A 21,957-nucleotide genomic window follows, 5' to 3' on the forward strand; every position below is an offset into this window, starting at 1 on the left:
CGATGAAATCGTTGCACTCTGCGGCGATCCCTTCAATATTGAGACTTCTGAGGGGAAGGGCTCGGTAGATATGTCGGCGATCACCGCAGACAAGGTCTTGGATGTGGCGCAGCGTCTTGTGCAGACGCGCGGCTACAATGGTTTCAGCTATCGCGACATCGCCGGCGAGATCGGCATCAAGTCGGCCAGCATCCACTACCACTTTCCCAGCAAGACCGATCTCGGCGTGGCCCTGGTCGACCGCTACCAGGACAACTTCGACAGCGAGCTGCAGAAGATCCTCGCGCGCAGCGACGAGGCGCCGAAGCGGCTGAAGGACTTCATCGCCTTGTTCCGCCAGACCCTGAAAGGCGACCGCCTCTGCCTCTGCGGCATGCTGGGGGCGGAAAGGGACAGCCTGCCGGAGGCCGTCAGCGAGCGGGTGCGCAGCTTCTTCATGCTCTGCGAGGCCTGGCTCGTCGAGGTTCTGAAGCAGGGCCGCAAGGCCCGGGAGATCGCCTATCTCGGTTCTCCCCAGGCGGTCGCCGATCAGTTTCTCTCGCTGCTGGAAGGCGCCATGGTGGTGGCCCGCGCCCTGAACGATCCCGAGCGTTTCGACCGGGCCGCCAATGCCTTCCTGCGGGTCCTGAAGTCCATCGACTGAAATGCATCCGGCCCGGCGAACGGCCCGAGGCGATTCCGTTCAATCCGACAGACAGGGCCCGGCCAATTGAAAGGGGGCAGGTTAACCATCGCCTCCCTTGCAGCCAGCCGCCTCAACACACGCGCCTGGGCCCCCGGCAGTCTAGACAGGTAAATCCAGGCTGAACAATTCTGACTCTGAGCCTTGATCTCCTTAGCCTGCATCTTATCTACCTATCACTAGGTAGATAAGATGCTTCTCTCACAGCAAGGGGATGGGTCATGCGTTTTGAAAACAAGGTCGCCGTTATCACCGGCGGCGGTTCCGGTATCGGTCTGGCAGCGGCGGAGCGTCTCGCAACCGAAGGCGCCAGGGTCGTGATCAACGGCCGCAGCGAAGAAAAACTGAAACAGGCCGTTGCCAACATCGGCGCCGAACAGGCCGACTATCTGGCCGGCAACATCGGCGACCCCAAGGTCGGACAGGCCCTGGTCGACAAGGCCAAGGCGCGTTTCGGCGGCGTCGATATCCTGCTGAACAATGCCGGCATCTTCACCCCCAAACCCTTCCTGGACTTGAGCGAGGCCGACTACGACGGCTTCCTGACCACGATCCTGAAAGGAAAATTCTTCACCGCCCAGGCTGCCGCCCGGGCGATGCGCGAACGCGGCGGCGGCGCCATCGTTCATACCGGATCCATGTGGGCCGAGGTGGCGGTCGCCGCGACACCCTCCAGCGCCTATTCCGCCGCCAATGCCGGCGTCCACGCCCTGGTGCGTAACCTGGCGATCGAACTCGCCGGGGATAAGATCCGGGTGAACGGCGTCGCCCCGGCGGTCGTCGAGACACCGGTCTACGGCACCTTCATGAGCGAAGAGGAAGTCGCCAAGACCCTGCCCACCTTCAACGCCTTTCATCCCATCGGGCGCAACGGCCAGCCCGCCGACGTGGTGGCGGCCCTGCTGTTCCTCGCCTCAGAAGAAGCCGGTTGGATCACCGGCACCGTCATGCCGGTCGACGGCGGCGTTACCGCCGGGCGCTAGAGGGTTTTCGACTTACGTCGAGGCGGTTCCAGCCCGCTCCCCCTCCCGGCCACCCAATGAGATTATCCTAGTGGGTGGCCGGGAGGGGGAGCGGGCCGGTGCCGTCCTAACATGACAGACGCTAGTTCGAAGCCAGATAACGCGGTAGCCGCTCCAGGAAGATCTCGACATCCGCCTCCGTGGCGAAGAGGTGGGCGGACACGCGGAGACGTCCATTGTCGCCCCAGACAAAGACGTCTTCCGCTGCCGCCCGGCGGGTCAGGCCTTGCGCATCGCTATAGGCGAAGGCGGCGTTACCGGCACGGTGCGCCGCCGCCGCCGGTGTCATAACATCGAGGCCGAGATCGGTCATGCCGGCGATCAGCCGCCCACTCAAAGCGCGGGTGTGGGCGGCGATGGCATCGATGCCGAAGCTTTCCAGATAGGCGAGGGAGTCCCGCAACAGATAGGCGCCCAGATGCCCGGCGTTGCCGAACTCCACTCTTCGTGCATCGGGTTTCAAGTGATAGTCCGCCGGCGTGTCACCAGCGGTGGCCGAAGCCCAGCCGGCGCCTGAGGGCGCAAAGTCTGGCCGGCGCCGCCGGTTCCACACCAGGATTCCGTCGTGAATGCCGAGCAGGAATTTATAGCAACAACTGACCGTGAAGTCGGCAACGCGCGCATCGACCGGCACCACGCCGAGGGCATGGCTGGCATCGACCATCAGCGCAACATCCGATCCGTCCAGCGCACCCGACAGCGCGGCAACGTCGTGATGCTGTCCGGTCAAGGCGTTCACCTGGCTGAGGTAGATCAGGCTGGTGCGGTCGTCGCAGGCGGCCAGGATGTCGTCCCGCTCGATCCACCAACCGCGACCGGGCACCAGGCGCACCTCGACACCCGAGGCCTTTAAGCTGGCGAGCGCAAAGCGGCCGGAAGCGTAATCAAACGCCGGTACCACCACGTTGTCACCGGCCTGCCAGTCGATGCTGGAGACGACGCGCATGATCGCCTCTGAAGCATTGCCGAGCAGACCGATGTCACCAGGCTCGGCCTGTGTCATTCGGGCCAGGGCCTTGCGCGCTTCGTCTGCTTCTTCCCAGTGGCGCCAGTAGCCGTCGAAGCCGGCCGCCTTGTCCGCGGCAAAGCGCTCGAAAGCGTCACGATGCACCTTCAGCAAAGGTGGTTCGCCGCCGGTGGAAAGATGGATCTTGCCCTCCAGGCCGATGAAGTCGCTTTTCGGGGCGGGCAGGGGGCGGATACTTGGCGGCGACATCAACCGGCCTTGCTGCGATTGCTTTTCCGGAAGGCATAGACCGTCAGGCCGATGAAGAAGGCAAGGACAGGCAGCAGTACATAGTCCAGAACACCGATCCAGGCGGAGAGGCCGAGCCCGCCGAGGAGCACGACCAGCAAAGGCGTGAAACAGCAGAGCGCAGTCACCACCGTTCCGACGACACCGATCTTTAGGAGCCTGCGATCCGCCATGGTGCGACCTTAACCCGTCACCGAAGTTGACGCCTCGTCCCTAATGCGCCTCGGCCCAATTGGCGCCGGTGCCGGCATCGGCGACCAGGGGGATGGAGAGTTCCAGCGCCGGCGCGCAGGCGTTTTCCATCACCGCGCGCACCAGAGCGGAGGTTTCCTCGACTTCGTTCTTCGGCACCTCGAACAGCAGTTCGTCGTGAACCTGCAGCAGCATCATCGCCTTGAGCCCGGCCTGTTCCAGCGCCGGGGGCACGCGGATCATGGCGCGCTTGATGATATCGGCGGCGGTGCCCTGGATCGGTGCGTTGATGGCGGCACGTTCCGAGAAGCTGCGCCTTGCCGGGTTCTTGTCCTGAATGCCGGGGATGTGGATCTTGCGCCCGAAAAGCGTGGTGACGAAGCCCTGCTCGCGCGCCTGTTCCTTGGTGCGGTCCATGTAGCTGCGGATACCGGGATAGCGCTCGAAATAGGCAGCGATGTAGTCCCGCGCCTCGCCCTGGGGAATGCCCAGGTTCTGCGCCAGACCAAAGGCCGACATGCCGTAGATGATGCCGAAGTTGATCGCCTTGGCCTTGCGCCGGGTCATGGGGTCCATGCCCTCGACCGGAATGTCGAAAACCTGGGCAGCAGTGATGGCGTGGATGTCCTGGCCGTCATGGAACGCCTGCTTCAGAGCGTCGACCTCGGCGATCTCGGCGGTCAGGCGCAGTTCGATCTGACTGTAGTCCACCGACAGCAGAACATGATCCTTCTCGGCGACGAAGGCGGTGCGGATCTTACGCCCCTCCTCGGTGCGGATCGGAATGTTCTGAAGGTTGGGGTCGTTGGACGACAACCGCCCGGTGGAAGCCACCGCCTGGGAATAGGAGGTGTGGACCCGCCCGGTTTCCTCGTTGATCTGATTCTGCAGCGCGTCGGTATAGGTGCTCTTCAGCTTGGAGAGCTGGCGCCAGTCCAGCACCCGCGCCGGCAGATCGTGGCCCTGAGCCGCCAGGCCCTCAAGAATGTCGGCCCCCGTGGCATAGGAGCCGGACTTGCCCTTCTTGCCGCCCGGCAGGCTCATCTCGTCGAAGAGAATCTCGCCGAGCTGCTTGGGCGAGCCGATGGTGAAGGGCCGCCCCGCCAGTTTATGGATCTCGACTTCCAGCTCGCCGATGCGCGCGGCAAAGTCATTGGACATGCGGCGCAGGGTGTCGCGGTCGGCCTTGATGCCGATCAACTCCATGGCCGCCAGCACCGGCACCAGGGGCCGTTCGATGGTCTCGTAAACCGTGGTCAGACGGTCGCTCACCAGACGCGGTTTCAGCACCTGATGCAGCCGCAAAGTGATGTCGGCGTCCTCCGCGGCGTAGTCCAGTGCCTTGTCCAGCGGCACATGGTCGAAGGTCACCTGGTTCTTGCCGCTGCCCGCCACGTCCTTGAACTTGATGGTCTGGTAGTCCAGGTGGATCTGCGCCAGGTCGTCCATGCCGTGGCCGTGCAGCCCGCCCTCGACCACGTAGGACAGCAGCATGGTGTCGTCGACCGGCGCCACCGCGATGCCCTGGCGGGCGAAGACCAGCATGTCGTACTTGATGTTCTGGCCGATCTTCAAAACGCCGGGATCTTCCAGCAGCGGCTTCAGGACGGCGATGGCCTTGTCCATCGGGATCTGCTTGGGCGCCTCGGCGCCGCCGCCTTCCAGATCGAGGCCGCCGTCGCTGGGCGCATCCCCTCTGTGGCCCAGCGGGATGTAGCAGGCCTTGCCCGCCTCGGTCGCCAGGGAGATACCGACCAGATCGGCGGCCACGGCGTCCAGCGAGGTGGTTTCGGTATCCACCGCCAGGACACCACGCTTGCGCGCCGCGCTCACCCAGCCCTCCAGCGATTTCAGGTCCTGAACCAGTTCGTACTTGGCCTCGCCCGGTGCCGCCGGAGCCGCCGCCGCTTCCTCCGCCGTTGCATCGCCCAGCTGTTCGGAAAGCCGGCGCAACACGGAGCGGAACTCGTAGCGCTCCAGAAAGGCGCGCAGGGCTTCGGGCTCCGGCTGGCGCAGGGCAAAGCCCTCGATGCCCTCTTCCACCGGGGCATAACGCTCCAGGGTCACCAGCTTCTTGGAGATGCGCGCCATCTCGGCGTTTTCGATCAGCTTCTCGCGGCGCTTGTTCTGTTTGATCTCGCCGGCCCGCTCCAGCAGCGTTTCCAGGTCACCGTATTCGTTGATCAACTGGGCGGCGGTCTTGATGCCGATGCCGGGCACCCCCGGCACGTTGTCGACCGAATCCCCGGCCAGGGCCTGGACGTCGACCACCTTCTCCGGCCCCACGCCAAACTTCTCCACCACCTCATCCGGGCCGATGGATTTGTCCTTCATCGGATCCAGCATGGTGATGCCGCCGTCAACCAGCTGCATCAGGTCCTTGTCGGAGGAAACCACGGTCACTTCGGCCCCGGCCTCCTTGGCCTGGCGGGCATAGGTGGCGATCAGGTCGTCGGCCTCATAGCCCTCCATCTCGATGCAGGGCAGGTTGAAGGCCTTGGTCGCCTCGCGGATCGCCGCGAACTGGGGAATCAGATCTTCCGGCGGGTCGGGCCGGTGGGCCTTGTACTGGTCGTAGATTTCGTTGCGGAAAGACTTCGACGACTTGTCGAAGATCACCGCGATGCCGTCCGCGTCGCTGTCGCGCAGCAGCTTGATCAGCATGTTGGTGAAGCCGAAGGTCGCGTTGACCGGCGTGCCGTCGGAGGTGCTGCGCGGCGGGATGGCGAAATAGGCCCGGAAGATATAGCCGGAACCGTCAACCAGATAGAGGTGCTTGTAGGGGGCTGTTGTCATACCCCGGAGAATGCCGGAGCGTCCGGCCTAAGTCGAGCGCGCAGAGGCGCAGGACCGGCAAACCAACTGACAGATCCTGACGCCGCCGGCGGACTACTCGGCAGCGCTGTCCTGTTTCAGGACGAAGCGCCTGCCGCAGTAGGGGCAGTCGATCTGGCCTTTGCCCTCCATGTTCAGGAAGATGCGGGGATGGCCGAGAGCGCCCTTGCCGCCATCGCAGGCGACCTGCTCGCGGTCCACGGTGACGATTTCAGGCGGCTCCATGCGTCTTCTCCAAAAGAGCGGTTGCTGGCGCGATGATAGCGCGCCACCCCAGCTAATCAATCCCTGAAGGGTCTTCTTAAACAGCCACTTCCGAACGGAAATCCTCGAACTTGCCGCTGGGGCCGCGGGGAATTTCCTGATGATAGCTGAGGACAATGTTGAAGGGGTGGCCGCTGCGGTCGCGAAACCAGCCGCGGACCTTTTCCTCCTCGGCGGGCGTCAGCGAGCGTTCGGCGACGATCTTGATCTCGATGTCTTCGACCGTCTTCTGGACGATCTGGAACTGCCGGATCGCCGGGATCTCGGTGTAGTACATGTCGCCCAGCAGGGCCCAGGCCTTGCGGCCGTCGGGATAGACCAGGACGTTGCGCACCCGCCCGAGGATGCGCTTCAGCACCGGCAGGCCGCGCCCGCAGGCGCAAGGTTCCCCCACTTCGGCCAGATCACCCACCGCATACCGCAGCATCGGCATGGCGAAGTTGTGCAGCGGCGTGACCACCACGGTGCCGACCTCGCCCGGCAGGCAGGGCGCGCCACTGTCGTCCAGCACCTCCAGCAGCATGGTCTCGGCCTGAACGTGATAGGACCCTTCTTCCGGACACTGAAAAGCGAGGTAGCCGCATTCCTGAGTGCTGTAGAGGTCGGCGATCTCCAGGCCCCAGACTTCGCGGCAGAGATCGCGGATTTCCGGGTTCAGCAGTTCGGACAGGGTCCGGATCTGGCGCAGCTCGGGAAACCGCAGCGACTTGCGCTGGCAATAGAGCAGCAGTTCCCGCAGGGCCGAGGGATAGGTCAGCAGGTAGTCGGCCTTCTGGCGCTGCAGCCACTCGGCCTGATCCTCGATTTTGCTGCCGATGTGCAGCATCACGGCGGGGCCGGTTTCGAAGACGTCTTTGGTCGAGCGCCCCCAGAATCGCGAGGCGGCGCCCTTGGGATAGTCCGCCGCGCCGTTGGGAAGGGATCGGATGGCCGCCAGCTTGCCGCTGAAATCGCGGCGGTGCCAAAGATGCTCGCGCAGCGTCATCGCGTCCCAGATGAACTGCACCAGCCGCGTTCCCTTGGCTTTCACCGGCCGGCCCGTCGAACCGCTGCTGGAAATGTCGTAGGTCTTGCCGTGGCGCTCCGGAGTTTCAGGGCTGAACAGCTTGTCGCCGGCCTCCTGCAGATCGGCGCGGGTGAGCACCGGGATGCGCGACCAGACCTCTTCACTGAGGGCCTGGCCAGGCACGAATCCGGCCTGGGCCAGGCGGTCGCGGTAAAAAGGCACGGTGCGATAGGCATGCACCATCAGGGCATTGGCCTGACGTAGCTGCTGGCGACGCAGGTCCTCCGGCGACCACCACTGGCTCTCGTCGAGCTGGTGCAGCATGCCGGTCAGAAGCGCGACCTCGGGGCCGGGCAGGGCCGGCCAAGCGATGGTGCTGTGGGCGGAAGGAAGCGGACGATAGAGCGGCGGGACCGTCGGCCGTGAGGATTTCATGCCCCCGGATAACAGAGGTCCGCCCGCCAGGTAAACCCTTTGCAATGCCGCTTGACCCGCCGAATCCCGCCATTTTGGCCGATCCGCGGCCTCTGTTGACCCTGTCAGACCCTGGTGTTACCCATGTCAGCCGCAATTTCCGCCTGAAAAAGCGTCTGAAAAGACGCAACAGGCGGCACCGCTGCCGCAGCGGCTGCGCGTGTCTTCGTATAAGCTCAGCACCGCAGTGAAATGGCAGGGTCGAAAGCGTCAGGATCGAAGGATTGGGACCGAAGCACCTGCGGTTTGCGGAGATCCGCTTTGCTAGGAAAGGCAAGCATGAACAGTGAACCCCCCAAAGCCACCATGGACGGCCTCCCGCCAGCGGCGATCGAGGGCCTGCCGGAACAGGCGGTCTCCGTCAAAGGCCTGACTAAGACCTACAAGGCCGCCGGCAAAGCGCCGGCCAAGCTGGCACTGGACGACGTGGACCTGGACATTCCCCGCGGCTCGCTCTTCGGTCTGCTGGGCCCCAACGGCGCCGGCAAGTCGACCCTGATCAACATCCTGGCCGGGCTGGTGAACAAGACCGCAGGCGCGGCGGCGATCTGGGGCTTCGATCTCGACCGGGAAACCCGCCAGGCCCGCAGCGCCATCGGCGTGGTGCCCCAGGAACTGAACATCGACCCCTTCTTTACCCCCTTTGAGTTGCTGGAATTGCAGGCCGGTCTCTACGGCGTGCCGCCGGCAGAGCGCCGCAGCCACGACATCCTGGCCGCCATGGGCCTGGCGGACAAAGGCGATGCCTATGCCCGCACCCTCTCCGGCGGTATGCGCCGCCGGTTGATGGTGGCCAAGGCCATGGTGCACCAGCCGCCGGTGCTGGTGCTGGACGAACCCACCGCCGGCGTCGATATCGAACTGCGCCAGCAACTCTGGGCCAATGTGCGGGAACTGAACCGCGCCGGCACCACGGTGCTGCTAACCACGCATTATCTGGAAGAGGCCGAAGAGCTTTGCGACCGCATCGCCATCATCAACCACGGCAAGGTGATCGCCTGCGACCGCACCGAAAGCCTGCTGGCGCGCCTCGACAACAAGGCTCTGACGCTGATCTTCGACCGCGACCTGCCCGGCGTGCCCGAGGTGTTGAACCCCTTCGCGCCGGAGCAGACCGGGGCGCGGCGCCTGTTGTTCCGCTACCACGCCAGCGACAGCCCGGTGCCGCAGATCCTCGACGCCGTCTGCGGAGCCGGCCTCTCGGTCATCGACATGTCGACCGAAGAGACCGACCTGGAGGACATCTTCCTGCAGTTGACCCGCGGCGCTCATGAGGGGAGCGGGCGCAGCGAAGACGGAGACAAGGGCGCCGCAGCCTGACGAGACGGCCGTCATGAAGATCCATCGCTCAACCCGGTTGTTCACGGCCTTTCTTTTGCTGGTGCTGATCGCAGGGGGCCTCGGCGCCTGTGCGCCGCGTCTGGCGCCGCCGGGGCCCGGCCTGGACGCTTTGGTCGCCGACGGCCTGACGCTGGACGGCCCGCAGGTCCGGGAGAGCGAATTCATCACGGCCGACGGCACCCGCCTGCCGCTCCGGTCCTGGGCGCCGCCGGGAGGCAGCGAACCCCACGGCGTGGTGCTGGCGCTGCACGGCTTCAACGACTACTCCAACGCCTTTGCCGAAGCCGGTCCCGAACTCGCGGCGCTCGGGCTTTTCATCTATGCCTATGACCAGCGCGGCTTCGGCGCCGCGCCCCATACCGGGCTCTGGGCCGGCAAGGAAATACTGACCGGCGACCTGACCGACGCCGCCGCCCTGCTGCGCCGCCGCCATCCGGGCCTGCCGCTGTTCCTGCTGGGCGAGTCCATGGGCGGTGCCGTGGTGCTCTCCGCCCTGGCCGGCCCCAGCCCCCCGTCAGCCGAAGGGGTGATCCTGGTGGCGCCGGCGGTCTGGGCCCGCTCGACCATGCCGCTCGGCCAGCGCATCGCGCTCTGGACCAGCGCCCACCTCTTTCCCTGGGCCCGTTTCAGCGGCAGCGGCCTGGGCATTCAGGCCTCCGACAATATCGAGATGCTGCGCGGCCTCGGCCGCGACCCGCTGTTCATCAAGAAAACCCGGGTCGATGCCGTCTATGGCGTGGTGAACCTGATGGACGCGGCCCTGCAGGCGGCCCCGCAGATCGACGGCGATGTGCTGCTGCTCTATGGCGCCCGCGACGAGGTGATACCGGCCGAGCCGACCTACAGCTTCTGGCGCAGCCTGCCGCCGGAAGCCGCCGGCCCCAAGCCCTCTGTGCAGCGCTTCGCCCTCTATGCCGAGGGCTGGCACATGCTGCTGCGCGACCTGCAGGCCCGGGTGGTGATCGAGGACATCGCCGCCTGGACCCGCGATCCCCAGGCGCCGCTGCCCTCCGAAGCCGAAGCCTACGCCGCCGAAGTGCTGGCAGGCCTGGCGCAGGAGAACACGGGAGAAAACGCTGGGGAAAACGCCGGAGACGGCGCCGAGGCAGAGGACGAAACCGCCGAAGCCGGGGTCTGCAGCCCGCCGGCCTGCTGAAAACCCGCGCAATGCCGCCGCAAAGCCCTTTGCGCCGGATGACGCAATGCAGTAAGGTCGCCGCGCTCAAAGCAGCGGGAAGCCCTATCTCCGCTTCCCCCAGAGGACCCGTAGCTCAGCTGGATAGAGCGCTGCCCTCCGAAGGCAGAGGTCACAGGTTCGAATCCTGTCGGGTCCGCCAGATTCTCACAATAACTAACTGTTTTTAAAGAAAAAACCGTTCATCCGGTGTGATGTACCTACGCTTATACCTACGTTCGAACTGGTCTGCCTAGGCGTTGAAGATGATGAGAAGCGTTAAAGTCGTTTAAACGCGCGGAACGTGACAAGGAGCATCTCAAGTTTATAACACTCTGATATAGAACACCTTTTAATTGGTCGCGCTGATCTGGCCGGTTAGTATCTGGCTTGTCGATCTTCCAGGAAGCCAGCGCGATGCCGAAGCCCGAGAAGCTCTATGTGTTCAAAGATCTGGTTGAGATGTTCCCGGTCAGCGAAAGGACGCTTCGCCGTGTTGTCGCCGAGCTTGGCTTCAAGCCACCGGTGGGTCGACAAAAACTCATTTTGACCGAGATACAGGTCGAGCGAGTACGAGAAGCTTTGACTTGGCGCTCACCTCCGAAGAAGCCTTCCGCACCTCCGAAAATCAAACTGCCTGTCTCTACCCGCATGGCACGATTGCGGGAGACAAGAGCGATTAGTGAAGAGGTGGTTCGGAGATTGAAGGCAAAATCCGGAAGAGATTAGATCACCGCGAGCAACATGCAGACGCTAGTCCTTGTTGCCACCAATGGTAATGACTATCTTCTTCGACATTGGAACAATGGACCGCGCGTAGTGTGCACAGAGGTAAGGCAGTCAGATGTCTCCCGATGAGTTACAAGAAATTGGCGAACAGCTTTATGGTAAGAACTGGCAAACTGAATTAGCCAAAGAGCTTGAGATTGAGCCGAGGACAGTTCGCCATTACGCTGCGGGAACCAGGGGCATACCCAAGCCCACCGCCAAGCTCATTAGGGTCATGCTGGCTATGAAACTGTAGTGCAATCCATTTCTTTCCATTGACATAGGAACAATGTTCCTACATACTCCTGCTCTGTTGATCGTAGGAGCCTCTCTCATGCAACTCCTTTTGGTAGACGACAACGAAACGACCTGGATGCTTGAAGATCACATTCCAAGCGACAGGGCGGCTTTGCTCTTGCGCCGCGCTGAAGTTTTAAACGCTGGGATCGAAGAGGCGATGCGCCGCGCCGATGCAGGCGATGAAACAGCAAGAGCCCTCTTAGGACATGCCCCACTTCAGCAGATCGCAAGCGCAATGGGTTTCCAGTCCAGCGCAGCGGAAGTCTTGCCGCTAAGCACAGCGAGCTAGGTGATGCCGCGACAACGCACAAAGCGGCGCTCCATCTGGCAAGAGCTTCTATTGCTGCTTGCTGTTCTGCTGACCGGGTACGCATAGACCAGTTTCCAGCGCTGCGGAACGGAGAGTTTAGAGCCGGGGCGGTTGCCGCAGCGATATGCCACCTAGCCCGCCCTGGCTTCCCCAATCACTAAAGCCATAATTCGCCGTTTCCGGCCCGCTGAGACGCAACGCGCTGCCTGCCTCTAGTTTCTCCCACTCACTCTACTCCCCCTGCATCTGAGAGAGCGCCGTAGGGTCAGCGCCGGCCATCCTGATACGCTCGCCCCTTGCCGATCAGCGACAGCCCCCGAGGGGGAGGGGAGACCCCCCGACGGGTCCCATCGCGGGACCGGCCGCAATCGCGGGACCCGCCGTAGGTCTCGTGGCAAGACCCGCAAAAGCCATAATTCGGAATTGGTCCCATCAGACACGGCCAGCGTGGAGGACCCATAAGCGTCAGAAATGTCTACAGAACCCTCGCGTGCTGTGGCAGATCGGAAAATCTACTTATAGACACAATCGGTATAGTCGAGTTGAATGGTTCTTGCTCAATTCATCTGGGCAAGGAGGGGGAAATGAGACTATTTGCACGGGCGGCATTCAGCATCGCTCTGGTCTTGTTGCTGCCGGATCTAGCAGCTGCCGATCAAACCAAAATCCCAAGCTACGCTGCTGCGAAGAAAACCTACTTCTACAAAAAACTCTATCCGGCCGGAGGGTGGACACTCTACTGCGGTGCTCGGTTCAAAGGGCGTAGCGGTATGTCTATAGAGCACATCTACCCCGCGTCTTGGATGAAGGTGACGGCGGGCTGTAAGAAGTCTGACAGGCGAGAAGACTGCCGAAAGAAGTCGAACCGCTTCAACCTCATGGAGGCCGATCTCCACAACCTTTATCCGGCAGTGCCCAGGATCAACAGCACCAGATGGAACCATTCGTTTGGGATAATCCGCGGCGAGGAACGTAAATACTCTACGCCAAGCGATCTGTCTGACATCGGGTCAGAACTCAAAGCCTGTGATTTTGAATTGGATACGGCAAAGGGAATTGTTGAGCCGCGGAAAATCGCACGCGGTAACATCGCTCGATCAGTTTTTTACATGCATCAAGAATACGACCTACCAATCGACAAGCGACTTGGTGTGCTCCTGAGGAAATGGAACGAGGCTGATCCGCCGAACGCTCACGAAACCCGACGCAACGCAAAGATCGAGCAACTTCAGGGTACGAGAAATCCGTTCATCGACAAGCCATCACTAGCAAACAATCTGCGGTTTGCATCAAACGAAGGTGACTTGCCTCCCATTGTCGAAAGAGTGCTAGCGGGACTCGACAAGACAAGCGAGCAAACTGCCCAGCAGCGATGCTGCAAGATCTGCCGAAAAGGCAAGGCATGCGGAAACTCTTGCATCAGTCGCAGCTACACCTGTCGGCAGCCGCCTGGATGCGCGTGCAATGGATGATTGGAAGGAAACGCGTACCAAAGTGGATTTTTCTCGGTCGAGCCCATCCAACTCTCCTGCCGCGCTGTTCTGGGCTCAGCGTTTCGTTGTAACCCTACTTTCTCTCGCCTTAGTCATCACACACAGCCATTTGGCAACCGCTCAGGACAGGCTTTGGGTTACGGCTGACTCGCTAAACCGGCGCTCATGCCCCGCGGAGGTTTGCCCCGTGGTTGGCACCCTTTTCTTCGGAGAATCTGCCCAAGTTCTGGAACAGCGAGGTGAATGGGTGCGTATCACAAAGCACTATCAGGACTTCGGATGTGCGCAACATGGCAAAGCTGAATTCGTAAAGAAGGGAAGCAAAAATTGCCTTCTAGAGCACGGTTACAAAAGCGATGGGAGTTTTGCTGAGTGGGTTCACCGGGGTTTTCTCTCAAATGTTCGCCCTATCGACAAATCACAGCCTCAACTAACTGATCAGCTAACGGACCCACGCATCAAGGGCATCCCAAAGGTCGGTGAGTATGGAAACACTGAGCGAGACATCCTGATTCTTAGAAAAGGCGCCCTCAAAATGATCGAGTCTGGTCGGTGCCAGGAGGTCGAGTATGGAGACAAGAGCAGTTCACGAGCTGGATATTACTACGTTAACTGCGGAGGGCCGCGGAACCTATTCTTCACAGCAGATGATGTTGATTAGGCATGAGGCTGTCTCCGTCCGAATACCGTTTAGAGCGGGCGTCGGGCTTCAAGCCGCACTCCTCTGAAATCAGAAAAACAAGGAACTAAAGGAACAAACCAATGGCAGAGAAGAATGCTACAGACTTGTATCAAGAGGGGTTGAAAGAAGTCGCTAGGCGCGAAGACGGCTCACCGATTGTTCTATCTCCCTACGGTTTTCGTATCATGGAAATCGATGGGGAGAAATTCATCGTCTCAAGAACGAAAGAGGAAGCAGACAGAGTTCTTGAAGAGATTTCCAAGGAGGCTGGAAAACAAGTCGAACCATGTTACATGAGAGATGATGGCGGGTGTCGTGGCAACTGCCCAAACCACCAACCTTGCAGAAACAGTACCCGGCACAACATGTGCGTTTGCGGATGGTGAGGCAGCAACTAGTTTAAACGCTACTTTTCGACCGCGTTGAGACTAGAGAATGATTTCAAAAACAGATGTCTATCGTAGCGCTTCGGTTCTAATCCGCGAGTACGGTGATTTCGCTACCATTGAAACAGCACTGCGCGCTGATGCTTTTTTGGCGCAAGGCAGCATAGCTGGCCAGCGGATATGGCTACGCATCCTGGCGGCAGTGGAAGAGTTGCAGCGCACAGAACCAAAGGAAGACACCAAAGTGCACTAAACAATTCGCTCTATCACCTTCGCCCCGGCGTTCCCTTACACTCGATTCTGCCTGGCCCAACAAGGGAGTCGATACGATCTGCATATCGCTCCCTGAAAACGAGAGGCCAACGATGACCAGAGGCAAGTGCAAAAGCCAATATCGGCGCCGAGGTGGGCTCTACGTAAAGAAGCTGAGCAACACTCCTAATCTCCACATCATGGGTACGCTGCGTATCGGAGAGCGGTCTGAGACGGTCAAATACAGCACTCGGCTGCATCATATGATGCCTGGTGCTTGGGAGGCCGCTGAGACGATGCGTGTGAAGAAGGAAAAGGAGATCCTCGACCGCATCCTCTACAACCGGCCACCGCCCCGGCCAATGGAAGACCTCGTATCTGACTATTTGGCTCAACACGATTACTGCTATCAGGTGAAGTTGATAGCCAAGGAAATTGCAAAAGCCTTCAAAGGCGTTCTGGTGGGTGACTTAGATCGTGCACGCATCGAAACACACTTTAGAAAGCGATTTCGAGAGCACGAGCGTGGTGGTCGCTATCGTCACGAGACAGTTCTTCATGCCATGTTTGCCTTAGCGCAAAGAGAGGGCTCTCTTTATCAAATCCCATACTGGAACAGAGTGAAATACAAAGCACCGAAGAGTGAGAACGCTGTAAAGCGGTTTCATCCTGGAGAGGTCGAGCTACTCATCGAATGCGCCGATGTTCACATAAGGCCTATCATCGCTGTGATGTATGCGACCGGCGCCCGTGCATGGCAAACGATTAACTTGCGGAGAGAGAACGTCGAGCTTGAACGGGGAAGGGGTCGAGTCTTCTTTCTAAGGACGAAGAACGGACATAGCTACGTTCGCCCCTTGCATGACTATGCAGTTGACCAAATCTGCATGTGGCTTCTCCGGCGGCATGACGACTATCCTCAGTTGTTCCTCACCCCTAGCCGCCGACCTTATGTACAGAATGCAAAAGGAGGCGGACATTTCTGGCATGGCTTTCGGTCAGCACGCGACCGATGTGCCGCTGAGTTACATCGTCGCGGCTACCCAGAACGCGCGAGAAGAATGGCCCAGGCGACACCCCACTGGCTACGGCATAGCTTCGCGAACAACCTGCGGCAAATCTACGGAATGGATGCACGCGGTATCGCGGATGCGGGCATGTGGGAGGACGTTCAGAACGTGGACCGAACCTACATTGTCTCTGCGCCTGAGGTGGTCGAGGAACAGGTAAGACGTATGCCTCTTGGTGTGCCTTTAGGAAGCAAGCCATCTTTAGAGCCGGAAGCGCCGCTCGTTTGGCATGGAAGTGCAAGTCTTTCCTGCGACCGCAACTAGCTAAGAAAGAAAGGTCCCAATGCTTCCAATCTTTACAAAGCCGCTTGAAGCCCTAACGAGAGCAGATTTAGACGAACTAGTTCGAGAGCAATACCCAGAGGGCAGTAACGTCGAGTTCAAGAGAGAATTACCGGCTAAGGCAGGCGAGCCAGACCCTTGGATGTCCGGCGGCAGGAAGATTTCGAACTATGCGCGCGACAAATTGTTGGAAGAGGTTGTCGCCTTCGCCAACTCTCACGGAGGTCATCTGCTTATTGGCATTGACGAAGCAGATACCAAGCCGGCAAGCGCAATTTCAATCATGCCACTGCCGAATGCAGCCGATCTTGCCGAACGGCTCAGACTTCAAGCACGAGACTGCATCGAACCGAAAATCTCGCTGTTTCACTCTACTGCGATCAAAACGGACGATGCCGGGAATGGCGTGGTAGTTGTCCGCGTACCAGCATCGAGGTCTGCGCCTCATAGGCACCGGGATCTCAACTGCTACACACGTCGTTCTGACAGGACTGAGAAAATGACGATGAGGGAAATCCAAGACCTCACTCTGAATCTGGAGCGCGGAATAGGCGCGCTTAGATCTGCTTTTGATGAGCGGGCAAACATATATGCAAGTGCCTTTAAAAGCTTTGATAATGTGGACTACAAGAGCATCGGATTTCGGGCAACTGCGCTTCCTCTATCAGAAATCTACTTACCGGGAGTCTATCGACATGAAGCTGGGTTTGAGGCGCCGCGCGTTCAGACTATTAGCATAGATGGAGTTCAGGAAAAACTCTGGCTGCCAGATACTCCTGTGAGCGAGAGGCCGCAACTGCGAGGTACACGCAAGCTATATGAGGATGAAGAGAGTTATCATGCAATTGAGGTCTTCGAGAGCGGATTGGTTGAGCAGAGTTACTTCATGAAAAAAGACTACAATGACTCATATTCAGACAAGATCCACGTGGGTTGGCTGCTAGGTCTCGTTTTGAGTGTGCTCAAGAACGTGGAGCGGGTCAGAAAGTTCGCTGGAGCACCCGATGTTGAGTATGGAATGGAAGTTGAGATGTCAGGGTCTCCAACTTCCGCCCGATTGATGTGGTTCAAGTCAGACTACAATCGAGAATTGGGGCCACTCCCAAAACCATCATTCCAGCTACCACAATATAGCGTCGGTGATTCCTCGGAATTCGCATCCATTCTTACCCTGGTGCTAAAGGATTGCGTTGCCTCAGTGGGCGCTCACGAACCGCTCGAAGAGCTTCGTTTGGTGGAGCCTCAGGATCATTGATTGGCTGTGACAACTAGTCCAACAGGCAGCATTACACAGAAGCTACGCTGCTCTGGAGCCTACGAATTCTGCGCCAAATTCCATAATTATGGCTTTTGCACACAGAAGCCCCCAAAAGGTCCCAGAAACCCTATCGATTTCCGATTGCTCCCAAAAACACTGCAGTTATGGCTTTGAGATATCGACATTCTTGAAACCCCGCAAACAGGCTGCGGTTTTGGCGCTTACGTCAGATCTCGGAGGATATAGTTATTGCCTGTCGAAGTGTTCGCGCGCGCGATGAGCGAGACACCGTGCTACTGCGCATGTCGCTCTGCTACGCGAATAGCTGCAAGGAGCCTTGTGATTGCTTGCTCACGAGATAGGTGAGGGTCTGAGCCGCGTAGATCCTTGATCGCTCGCCTCGCATCAAACGCACCTAGCGTCTCACACCATAGTGTTAAGGTGCCTCCGACAAAGCACAGGACTAGCATCAGAGGCAGTAGGAAAATCCAGCACGCTAGGTAGATAACTGTGCTAAGGAGCCCTCGCTCCAAGGACAGGGCAAACACTGTAAGCGCGATTTGAAAACTGTGGCTAATGAGTTTGGCGCCGACGTACAGCGCTGCAAGACCGAAGACAATAGTAGGTACAGCGGCGAGAAGAGTAGGCCAGTCAGGAGTCGCCGTGCCACCGTTGCTGATACTCAAAGCCGCTTGTAGATCCTCGAAGGTCGAAGACATTGCTGTTTGCCCGAGAGTTTAGGTCGTGTTGCCTTTCGAAAAGGCTATCACAGTAACTAAGAGATGTCTGCTGGGCTAGACCGAAGCGGCTAGACTAGAGGAGGGCCGGCAGAAGGAACTTGAAGCCGCCTGTGCCGCTTACTACAGCTTCAGGCTGGACTTCTTCGACCTCCTGCGCCATCACACCAATCTGTTTGAACGGATGTCCTTTGTATCGATAGGTGTAGACATTCGGTCCGCTGTCGAGTTTGCCGATCTTTTTGATATCGGTCTTGGCGCGCCGGTCTGAAAGCACCGGGACCAGTTCCGCAATCCCTAATCCAAGCCCGCCCAAGCCGCCGAACAATCCGCCCACATCGGCACCCGGCGACCCTGGCAACGAAGTCACGGTGGGTGCTGAAACTCCGCCGGCCAACCTCAGCGCCTCTAGCAGTGTCGAGACCCGGCTATTGAACAACTCGATGCCGCGGTCGATGCCGAACTGCTCGATGATGCGGGGCAGAGCACTCGACTGAAGCCCCTTCACCAGATTGTCGAGCTTCGCACTGTCGAGATTGAGCGACTGGTTCACCGCCTCCTGCTGCCGGCCACGCTCCTGCGCGAAGTTCTGGAAGCTGATGTTCGAGGAGATATCGCCGATCTTGTTCAGCAAGTCTTTGCCGGCACGTCCGAACGCCTGAGCGAAGGGTGAGGAGCCTTCGTTCTGGACCACCTGCCCCGCCGCGGTGAACTGCGACCGAAGCTGGGGCGCGATCACATCGTTGAAGGTCTCCAGTACCGGTCGCGTGGCGCTCTCAATGGTCGCTTTGAGGAACGGATTGCTTTCCGGTGAAAGGAACTGCCCGCCGAGGGTCTGGGTCAGTAGGTTTTGGGATGCGGTTTGGTTCGGTGATGCACCGGCAGCCTGACCAATCTGGTCTAGGAAGTTCTGCTCCTGGCTCGTGACAGGCGCCGTGGTCGGGCCGTCAAAGCTCGGGATGCCCGATAGATTGGGCTGCCGACCGGTGAACAATCCCCGCAACACGCTCGCCAACGGCCCTCGAAGGTTCGCGAATTCCTCCGGGGTTGCGTCTACTACTTGGCTTTCAGAACCGCCACCGCCTCCGAAGAGGTCTGAGACAAATCCCAAGGTGTGAAGTCCAAATATTTTGACTCAATTCAAAGCACCAATAAGGGCGCCTTTACAGTTTACCCGATCACAAGGGCTGGCACACTTTGCTTCGCTTCTATTCTTCAGATTCTGCAAACCAGACCTCTGGCCGTCTAATTTTCCCGGTTTCCTGAAAGTATACGAGATCATCTAGAGTATCTTGGAAAGAGGCTAACAGACTTTGCTTCTCTTCTTCCTCTAATAGGTCGCAGGCGTTCACGCGCACTCTGATCGTTTCTAGGTATGAATCTGCATGATCAATGGAAAAGGCATCTAAGACTTGGCTAGCCGATTGTTGTGCAACTCTCACCTCGTTTGCTGCTGCGTTATAAGCTTCATTCTGGTCTGCAGGAATGACCCCGCGGAAAGCGTCAACCACGGCACGTTTTTCTTGCACCTTCGCATCTAGAACCTTCTTAACCTCAACTCGCGCCGTTCTCACCATGTCGAACGCTGTGAAGCGGCGATAGTCCCTTAAAGCTGCTTCAATGTCTTCTGGTGGCGAACCAGATTTCTCTAGGATGGTCCGCACTTCAGTCACCATTTCGTCCACTTCTCTGCGAGAGAGGTGGCTGCTCATCCGTCCCATGCGCACGCCGCTAGCAATCAACGGTTTTGCAACGACTATTGCTAAGTTCCTGAACTTCTCCGCGATCTCTTGTGCTTCTTCCATCTCGCGCTCCCACATCTCACCTTCGATTTTGAAGGGGCCCTTAAACCGTTTGAACTGAGACAAAAACGTAAACAGGAGCACCAATGCACCCGCCGAGAAGCACGCCAACTGCGCCCCCACTAGATCGCGATAACCCAGGTTCACTCCTGCACCAAACAGAGATGTCGCGATAATCAGCAACGCTATCCGAATGAGAACTTCCATAGATACTTCTGCCTTTTGGTCCAGAACACTTGGCGTTTTCTCAACTGGAAGTAATGTTACACCGTAGCTCCTCATGATTAGAACCGAAAAGGTGCCCGTCAGATGTATCTTGGACCAGCATTCAAACTTATCTTCTCAGAGCGCGCCTTCTTGAAGGCAGAGCTAAATCATGTAGAAGCCCGACGTGCCAAAGGTGAGGCATTTCAGTCGGCAGATGACTTTAGGGATGAGGCACTCACGCGCATCCAAGGCAAGCGCCGCCGACTTCTGAGATCAGCACTTTGGGTGATCGCTCTCGTCGCTGTGGGAGCATTGACAGCCTTGCTCATCAACGCAGCAGCGCCTCTGTCGTGGCTCTGGGTTAAGGTTATCCGAGGTGTGTCCGTCGTCCTCCTGGTCTGGGCTGTCTGGTCGAAGATTGGCGATATCGAGACCTTCAAAGGGGAAACACTGCTGGAACTCACCAGCGAACACCTGTATCGAGTCTTATACAGCGCAGGCGTATTCCTCGGCAGCCTTGCGCTCTTCCTTGAAGGCATCGAATAGGCTCGGCATCAGCCTAACACCGTACGGCTACCGCCGCCTGCAAGCGGCGCGGTGTTGGGTACAGCAACCTCTCGAAGGGGATCAGCAAGGGTCTCAAACCCCCTATGTTGATACTCTTGATACCCTTGAGAACCTTATAATAATATCAATAAGTTGAACCATAACACTAGGGCAAGGGTATCATGTTCTAAGAATGAGCCCCTTCTCACTCAGTCATCGACCAAAACCACCTGTCACCGTCCATCTCAGAGATGATCCCTAGGTCCTTCTTGGCTCGTTTGAGCGTGACTTCGGTGATCCCTTCAGCGTAAGCCGCACTTGATATGGACTTTGCGGGTGCTGGGCCATCTTTCAGCACTCTCAGTAGGAACGCCTTAGCTTCGTCCAACTTGCTTCCGCGGCTTTCGTTGACGGGTGCAACAACCAGATCGTCGGCTTGTGTGCTCACTGCTCCGACCCAACGCAGCCGCGAACCGAGGAAGGTATCCGGAGCTTCAACAATCTCGTAACCGAGTGACAAGCCGCCCTGCGTAGTCGAATGCTTGTAGTGAGCGAGCACATACATTCCTTCAACATCTTTGCCGGCAATCAATCCGCTGCGGACCTTAGCGCCGAAGTCACGTGAGCCCATGCCCGCGTCCATCGCCGACCCGCTTCGAGCCTTCCTGGTGTGGCGGACGATCAACACTGCACAGCCATGTTCACGAGCAATTAAATCGAGGCGGTCGAGGATCTCTCGAACCTCATTGGCGCGGTTGATGTCGAGCTTTCCACCGACATACGAGACAACTGGATCGATGACAATCAGATCCGGTTTCCACTCTTCTATAGTAGCGTTGAGCCTCTTTGCTCCAATGCTGTCGAAAAGCAAGCCGCCTTGATAGATGCGGATGTTATCGAGGTTCGCACCCTGCGCCATGAGCCGCGGCTTGATGGTATCTGCAATGTCGTCCTCAGTAGCAAGGATCAAAACCCGGCGTGGCTCTCCCACCTTGCGCTGTCCAGGCAGCTTCTTTCCCGTGCTGAGCTTTGAAGTGACTTCCACAGTAATCCAGGACTTTCCTTGCCCAGGGTCACCATCCAACATCGTCAACTTTCCGCGCGGGATGTACGGATGCCATAGCCAAGCCACCCTCTGCGGCGTCACGGTTGAGGGATCAATTAACTCCAATGGTTTTGGTCCGACAGAGCGTTGGGAGTTAGGTTTCTGGGGTCCAGATCGGGTACAATGCTTTTGTCTCTTCAAAGGTCCAAACTCGTCACGTGGACCAATCCAGATCCGCCGCAGCGGATTTCAATGCTTCATCTCTCAAACCACTTCACGGCCCTCCTGCATAACAAGGCTCAGGAGGGTTGTTCTTTTGCCAGACCACAGACACACTACGGGGCACCCGATCGTTCCGGCGCTCCGTCATAACTGCACCGAACATTGCAGATAGGACTACTCCAGCCATAGCCCACACCTTGGATGGCACTTCTCCTGCCTTGTCGCAGGACGCGCACCTAAACGGCGAACCATGTAGGCAGGGTGTCTCAGATATGGCGACGTAACCTGAGCCAATCGTCATTGTAATATGAGTGCTATCGACGGCCGGGAAGGTCAGGTGGATCTCGCGCCG

Annotated in this window: 19 protein-coding genes and 1 tRNA gene; 12 read left to right on the top strand and 8 right to left on the bottom strand. The window is 58.9% G+C overall.

The genetic code is table 11. From position 1 onward, the window contains the following. Positions 1–70: 70 nt before the first annotated feature. Together ACP146_RS22865 and ACP146_RS22870 are read left to right on the top strand one after the other, a co-directional pair. Entirely contained in the window at positions 71–643 is a 573-nt protein-coding gene (locus ACP146_RS22865; RefSeq protein WP_422369063.1) for a TetR/AcrR family transcriptional regulator, read from the top strand. A gap of 260 nt (positions 644–903) precedes the next feature. Continuing rightward, positions 904–1,665 (top strand): SDR family NAD(P)-dependent oxidoreductase, encoded by a 762-nt coding sequence (locus ACP146_RS22870; RefSeq protein WP_422369064.1) that lies wholly within the window; start codon positions 904–906, stop codon positions 1,663–1,665. A gap of 121 nt (positions 1,666–1,786) precedes the next feature. On the opposite strand, the gene ACP146_RS22875 is transcribed toward ACP146_RS22870, so the two are convergent. The 5 genes from ACP146_RS22875 to ACP146_RS22895 form a co-directional block, all read right to left on the bottom strand. After that, complete coding sequence (locus ACP146_RS22875; RefSeq protein WP_422369065.1) at positions 1,787–2,920, bottom strand: aminotransferase class V-fold PLP-dependent enzyme; 1,134 nt, start codon at positions 2,918–2,920, stop codon at positions 1,787–1,789. Next, entirely contained in the window at positions 2,920–3,132 is a 213-nt protein-coding gene (gene merF / locus ACP146_RS22880) for a mercury resistance system transport protein MerF (RefSeq protein ID WP_422369066.1), read from the bottom strand. Before merF ends, ACP146_RS22875 begins: the two co-directional genes overlap by 1 nt. 40 nt (positions 3,133–3,172) lie before the next feature. Next, positions 3,173–5,947 (bottom strand): DNA polymerase I, encoded by a 2,775-nt coding sequence (gene polA / locus ACP146_RS22885; RefSeq protein ID WP_422369067.1) that lies wholly within the window; start codon positions 5,945–5,947, stop codon positions 3,173–3,175. Positions 5,948–6,040: 93 nt separating this feature from the next. Next, complete coding sequence (locus ACP146_RS22890) at positions 6,041–6,211, bottom strand: zinc-finger domain-containing protein (protein ID WP_422369068.1); 171 nt, start codon at positions 6,209–6,211, stop codon at positions 6,041–6,043. Positions 6,212–6,287: 76 nt separating this feature from the next. Beyond that, the gene (locus tag ACP146_RS22895) at positions 6,288–7,691 is read right to left on the bottom strand and encodes a phenylacetate--CoA ligase family protein (RefSeq protein WP_422369069.1); all 1,404 of its coding nucleotides are present in this window, start codon (positions 7,689–7,691) and stop codon (positions 6,288–6,290) included. Positions 7,692–8,009: 318 nt separating this feature from the next. Here ACP146_RS22895 and ACP146_RS22900 point away from each other — a divergent pair, with 318 nt between their 5' ends. The 9 genes from ACP146_RS22900 to ACP146_RS22940 all read left to right on the top strand — a co-directional run bounded on the left by ACP146_RS22900 (position 8,010) and on the right by ACP146_RS22940 (position 17,043). Next, complete coding sequence (locus ACP146_RS22900; RefSeq protein ID WP_422369070.1) at positions 8,010–9,050, top strand: ABC transporter ATP-binding protein; 1,041 nt, start codon at positions 8,010–8,012, stop codon at positions 9,048–9,050. Positions 9,051–9,063: 13 nt separating this feature from the next. Then, positions 9,064–10,227, top strand: a complete 1,164-nt coding sequence (locus ACP146_RS22905) for an alpha/beta hydrolase (RefSeq protein ID WP_422369071.1) — start codon at positions 9,064–9,066, stop codon at positions 10,225–10,227. Positions 10,228–10,331: 104 nt separating this feature from the next. Next, positions 10,332–10,408, top strand: a tRNA-Arg gene (locus ACP146_RS22910). A gap of 254 nt (positions 10,409–10,662) precedes the next feature. Beyond that, complete coding sequence (locus ACP146_RS22915; protein WP_422369072.1) at positions 10,663–10,974, top strand: hypothetical protein; 312 nt, start codon at positions 10,663–10,665, stop codon at positions 10,972–10,974. Positions 10,975–11,347: 373 nt separating this feature from the next. Beyond that, positions 11,348–11,602, top strand: a complete 255-nt coding sequence (locus ACP146_RS22920; protein WP_422369073.1) for a hypothetical protein — start codon at positions 11,348–11,350, stop codon at positions 11,600–11,602. 605 nt (positions 11,603–12,207) lie between these two features. Further along, complete coding sequence (locus ACP146_RS22925; protein ID WP_422369074.1) at positions 12,208–13,095, top strand: endonuclease I family protein; 888 nt, start codon at positions 12,208–12,210, stop codon at positions 13,093–13,095. A gap of 1,138 nt (positions 13,096–14,233) precedes the next feature. Next, positions 14,234–14,437, top strand: coding sequence for a hypothetical protein (locus ACP146_RS22930; protein ID WP_422369076.1), 204 nt, complete (start codon positions 14,234–14,236; stop codon positions 14,435–14,437). Positions 14,438–14,549: 112 nt separating this feature from the next. Further along, positions 14,550–15,770, top strand: a complete 1,221-nt coding sequence (locus ACP146_RS22935) for a tyrosine-type recombinase/integrase (RefSeq protein ID WP_422369077.1) — start codon at positions 14,550–14,552, stop codon at positions 15,768–15,770. A gap of 19 nt (positions 15,771–15,789) precedes the next feature. Further along, a complete protein-coding gene (locus ACP146_RS22940; protein ID WP_422369078.1) occupies positions 15,790–17,043 on the top strand; it encodes a helix-turn-helix domain-containing protein in 1,254 nt (417 codons plus the stop codon). Positions 17,044–17,859: 816 nt separating this feature from the next. Here ACP146_RS22940 and ACP146_RS22945 read toward each other — a convergent pair. Both ACP146_RS22945 and ACP146_RS22950 read right to left on the bottom strand, forming a co-directional pair. Continuing rightward, positions 17,860–18,789: a tail fiber domain-containing protein gene (locus ACP146_RS22945; protein ID WP_422369688.1), complete on the bottom strand. Its 930-nt coding sequence runs from the start codon at positions 18,787–18,789 to the stop codon at positions 17,860–17,862. A gap of 202 nt (positions 18,790–18,991) precedes the next feature. After that, positions 18,992–19,792: a hypothetical protein gene (locus tag ACP146_RS22950; RefSeq protein WP_422369079.1), complete on the bottom strand. Its 801-nt coding sequence runs from the start codon at positions 19,790–19,792 to the stop codon at positions 18,992–18,994. Positions 19,793–19,894: 102 nt separating this feature from the next. Here ACP146_RS22950 and ACP146_RS22955 point away from each other — a divergent pair, with 102 nt between their 5' ends. Beyond that, complete coding sequence (locus ACP146_RS22955; protein WP_422369080.1) at positions 19,895–20,338, top strand: hypothetical protein; 444 nt, start codon at positions 19,895–19,897, stop codon at positions 20,336–20,338. Positions 20,339–20,543: 205 nt separating this feature from the next. On the opposite strand, the gene ACP146_RS22960 is transcribed toward ACP146_RS22955, so the two are convergent. Then, a complete protein-coding gene (locus tag ACP146_RS22960; protein WP_422369689.1) occupies positions 20,544–21,485 on the bottom strand; it encodes an AAA family ATPase in 942 nt (313 codons plus the stop codon). Positions 21,486–21,957: the final 472 nt, after the last annotated feature.

Origin of the sequence: Pelagibius sp. (assembly GCF_965249265.1) — a bacterium.
Taxonomy (GTDB): Bacteria; Pseudomonadota; Alphaproteobacteria; order Kiloniellales; family Kiloniellaceae; genus Pelagibius.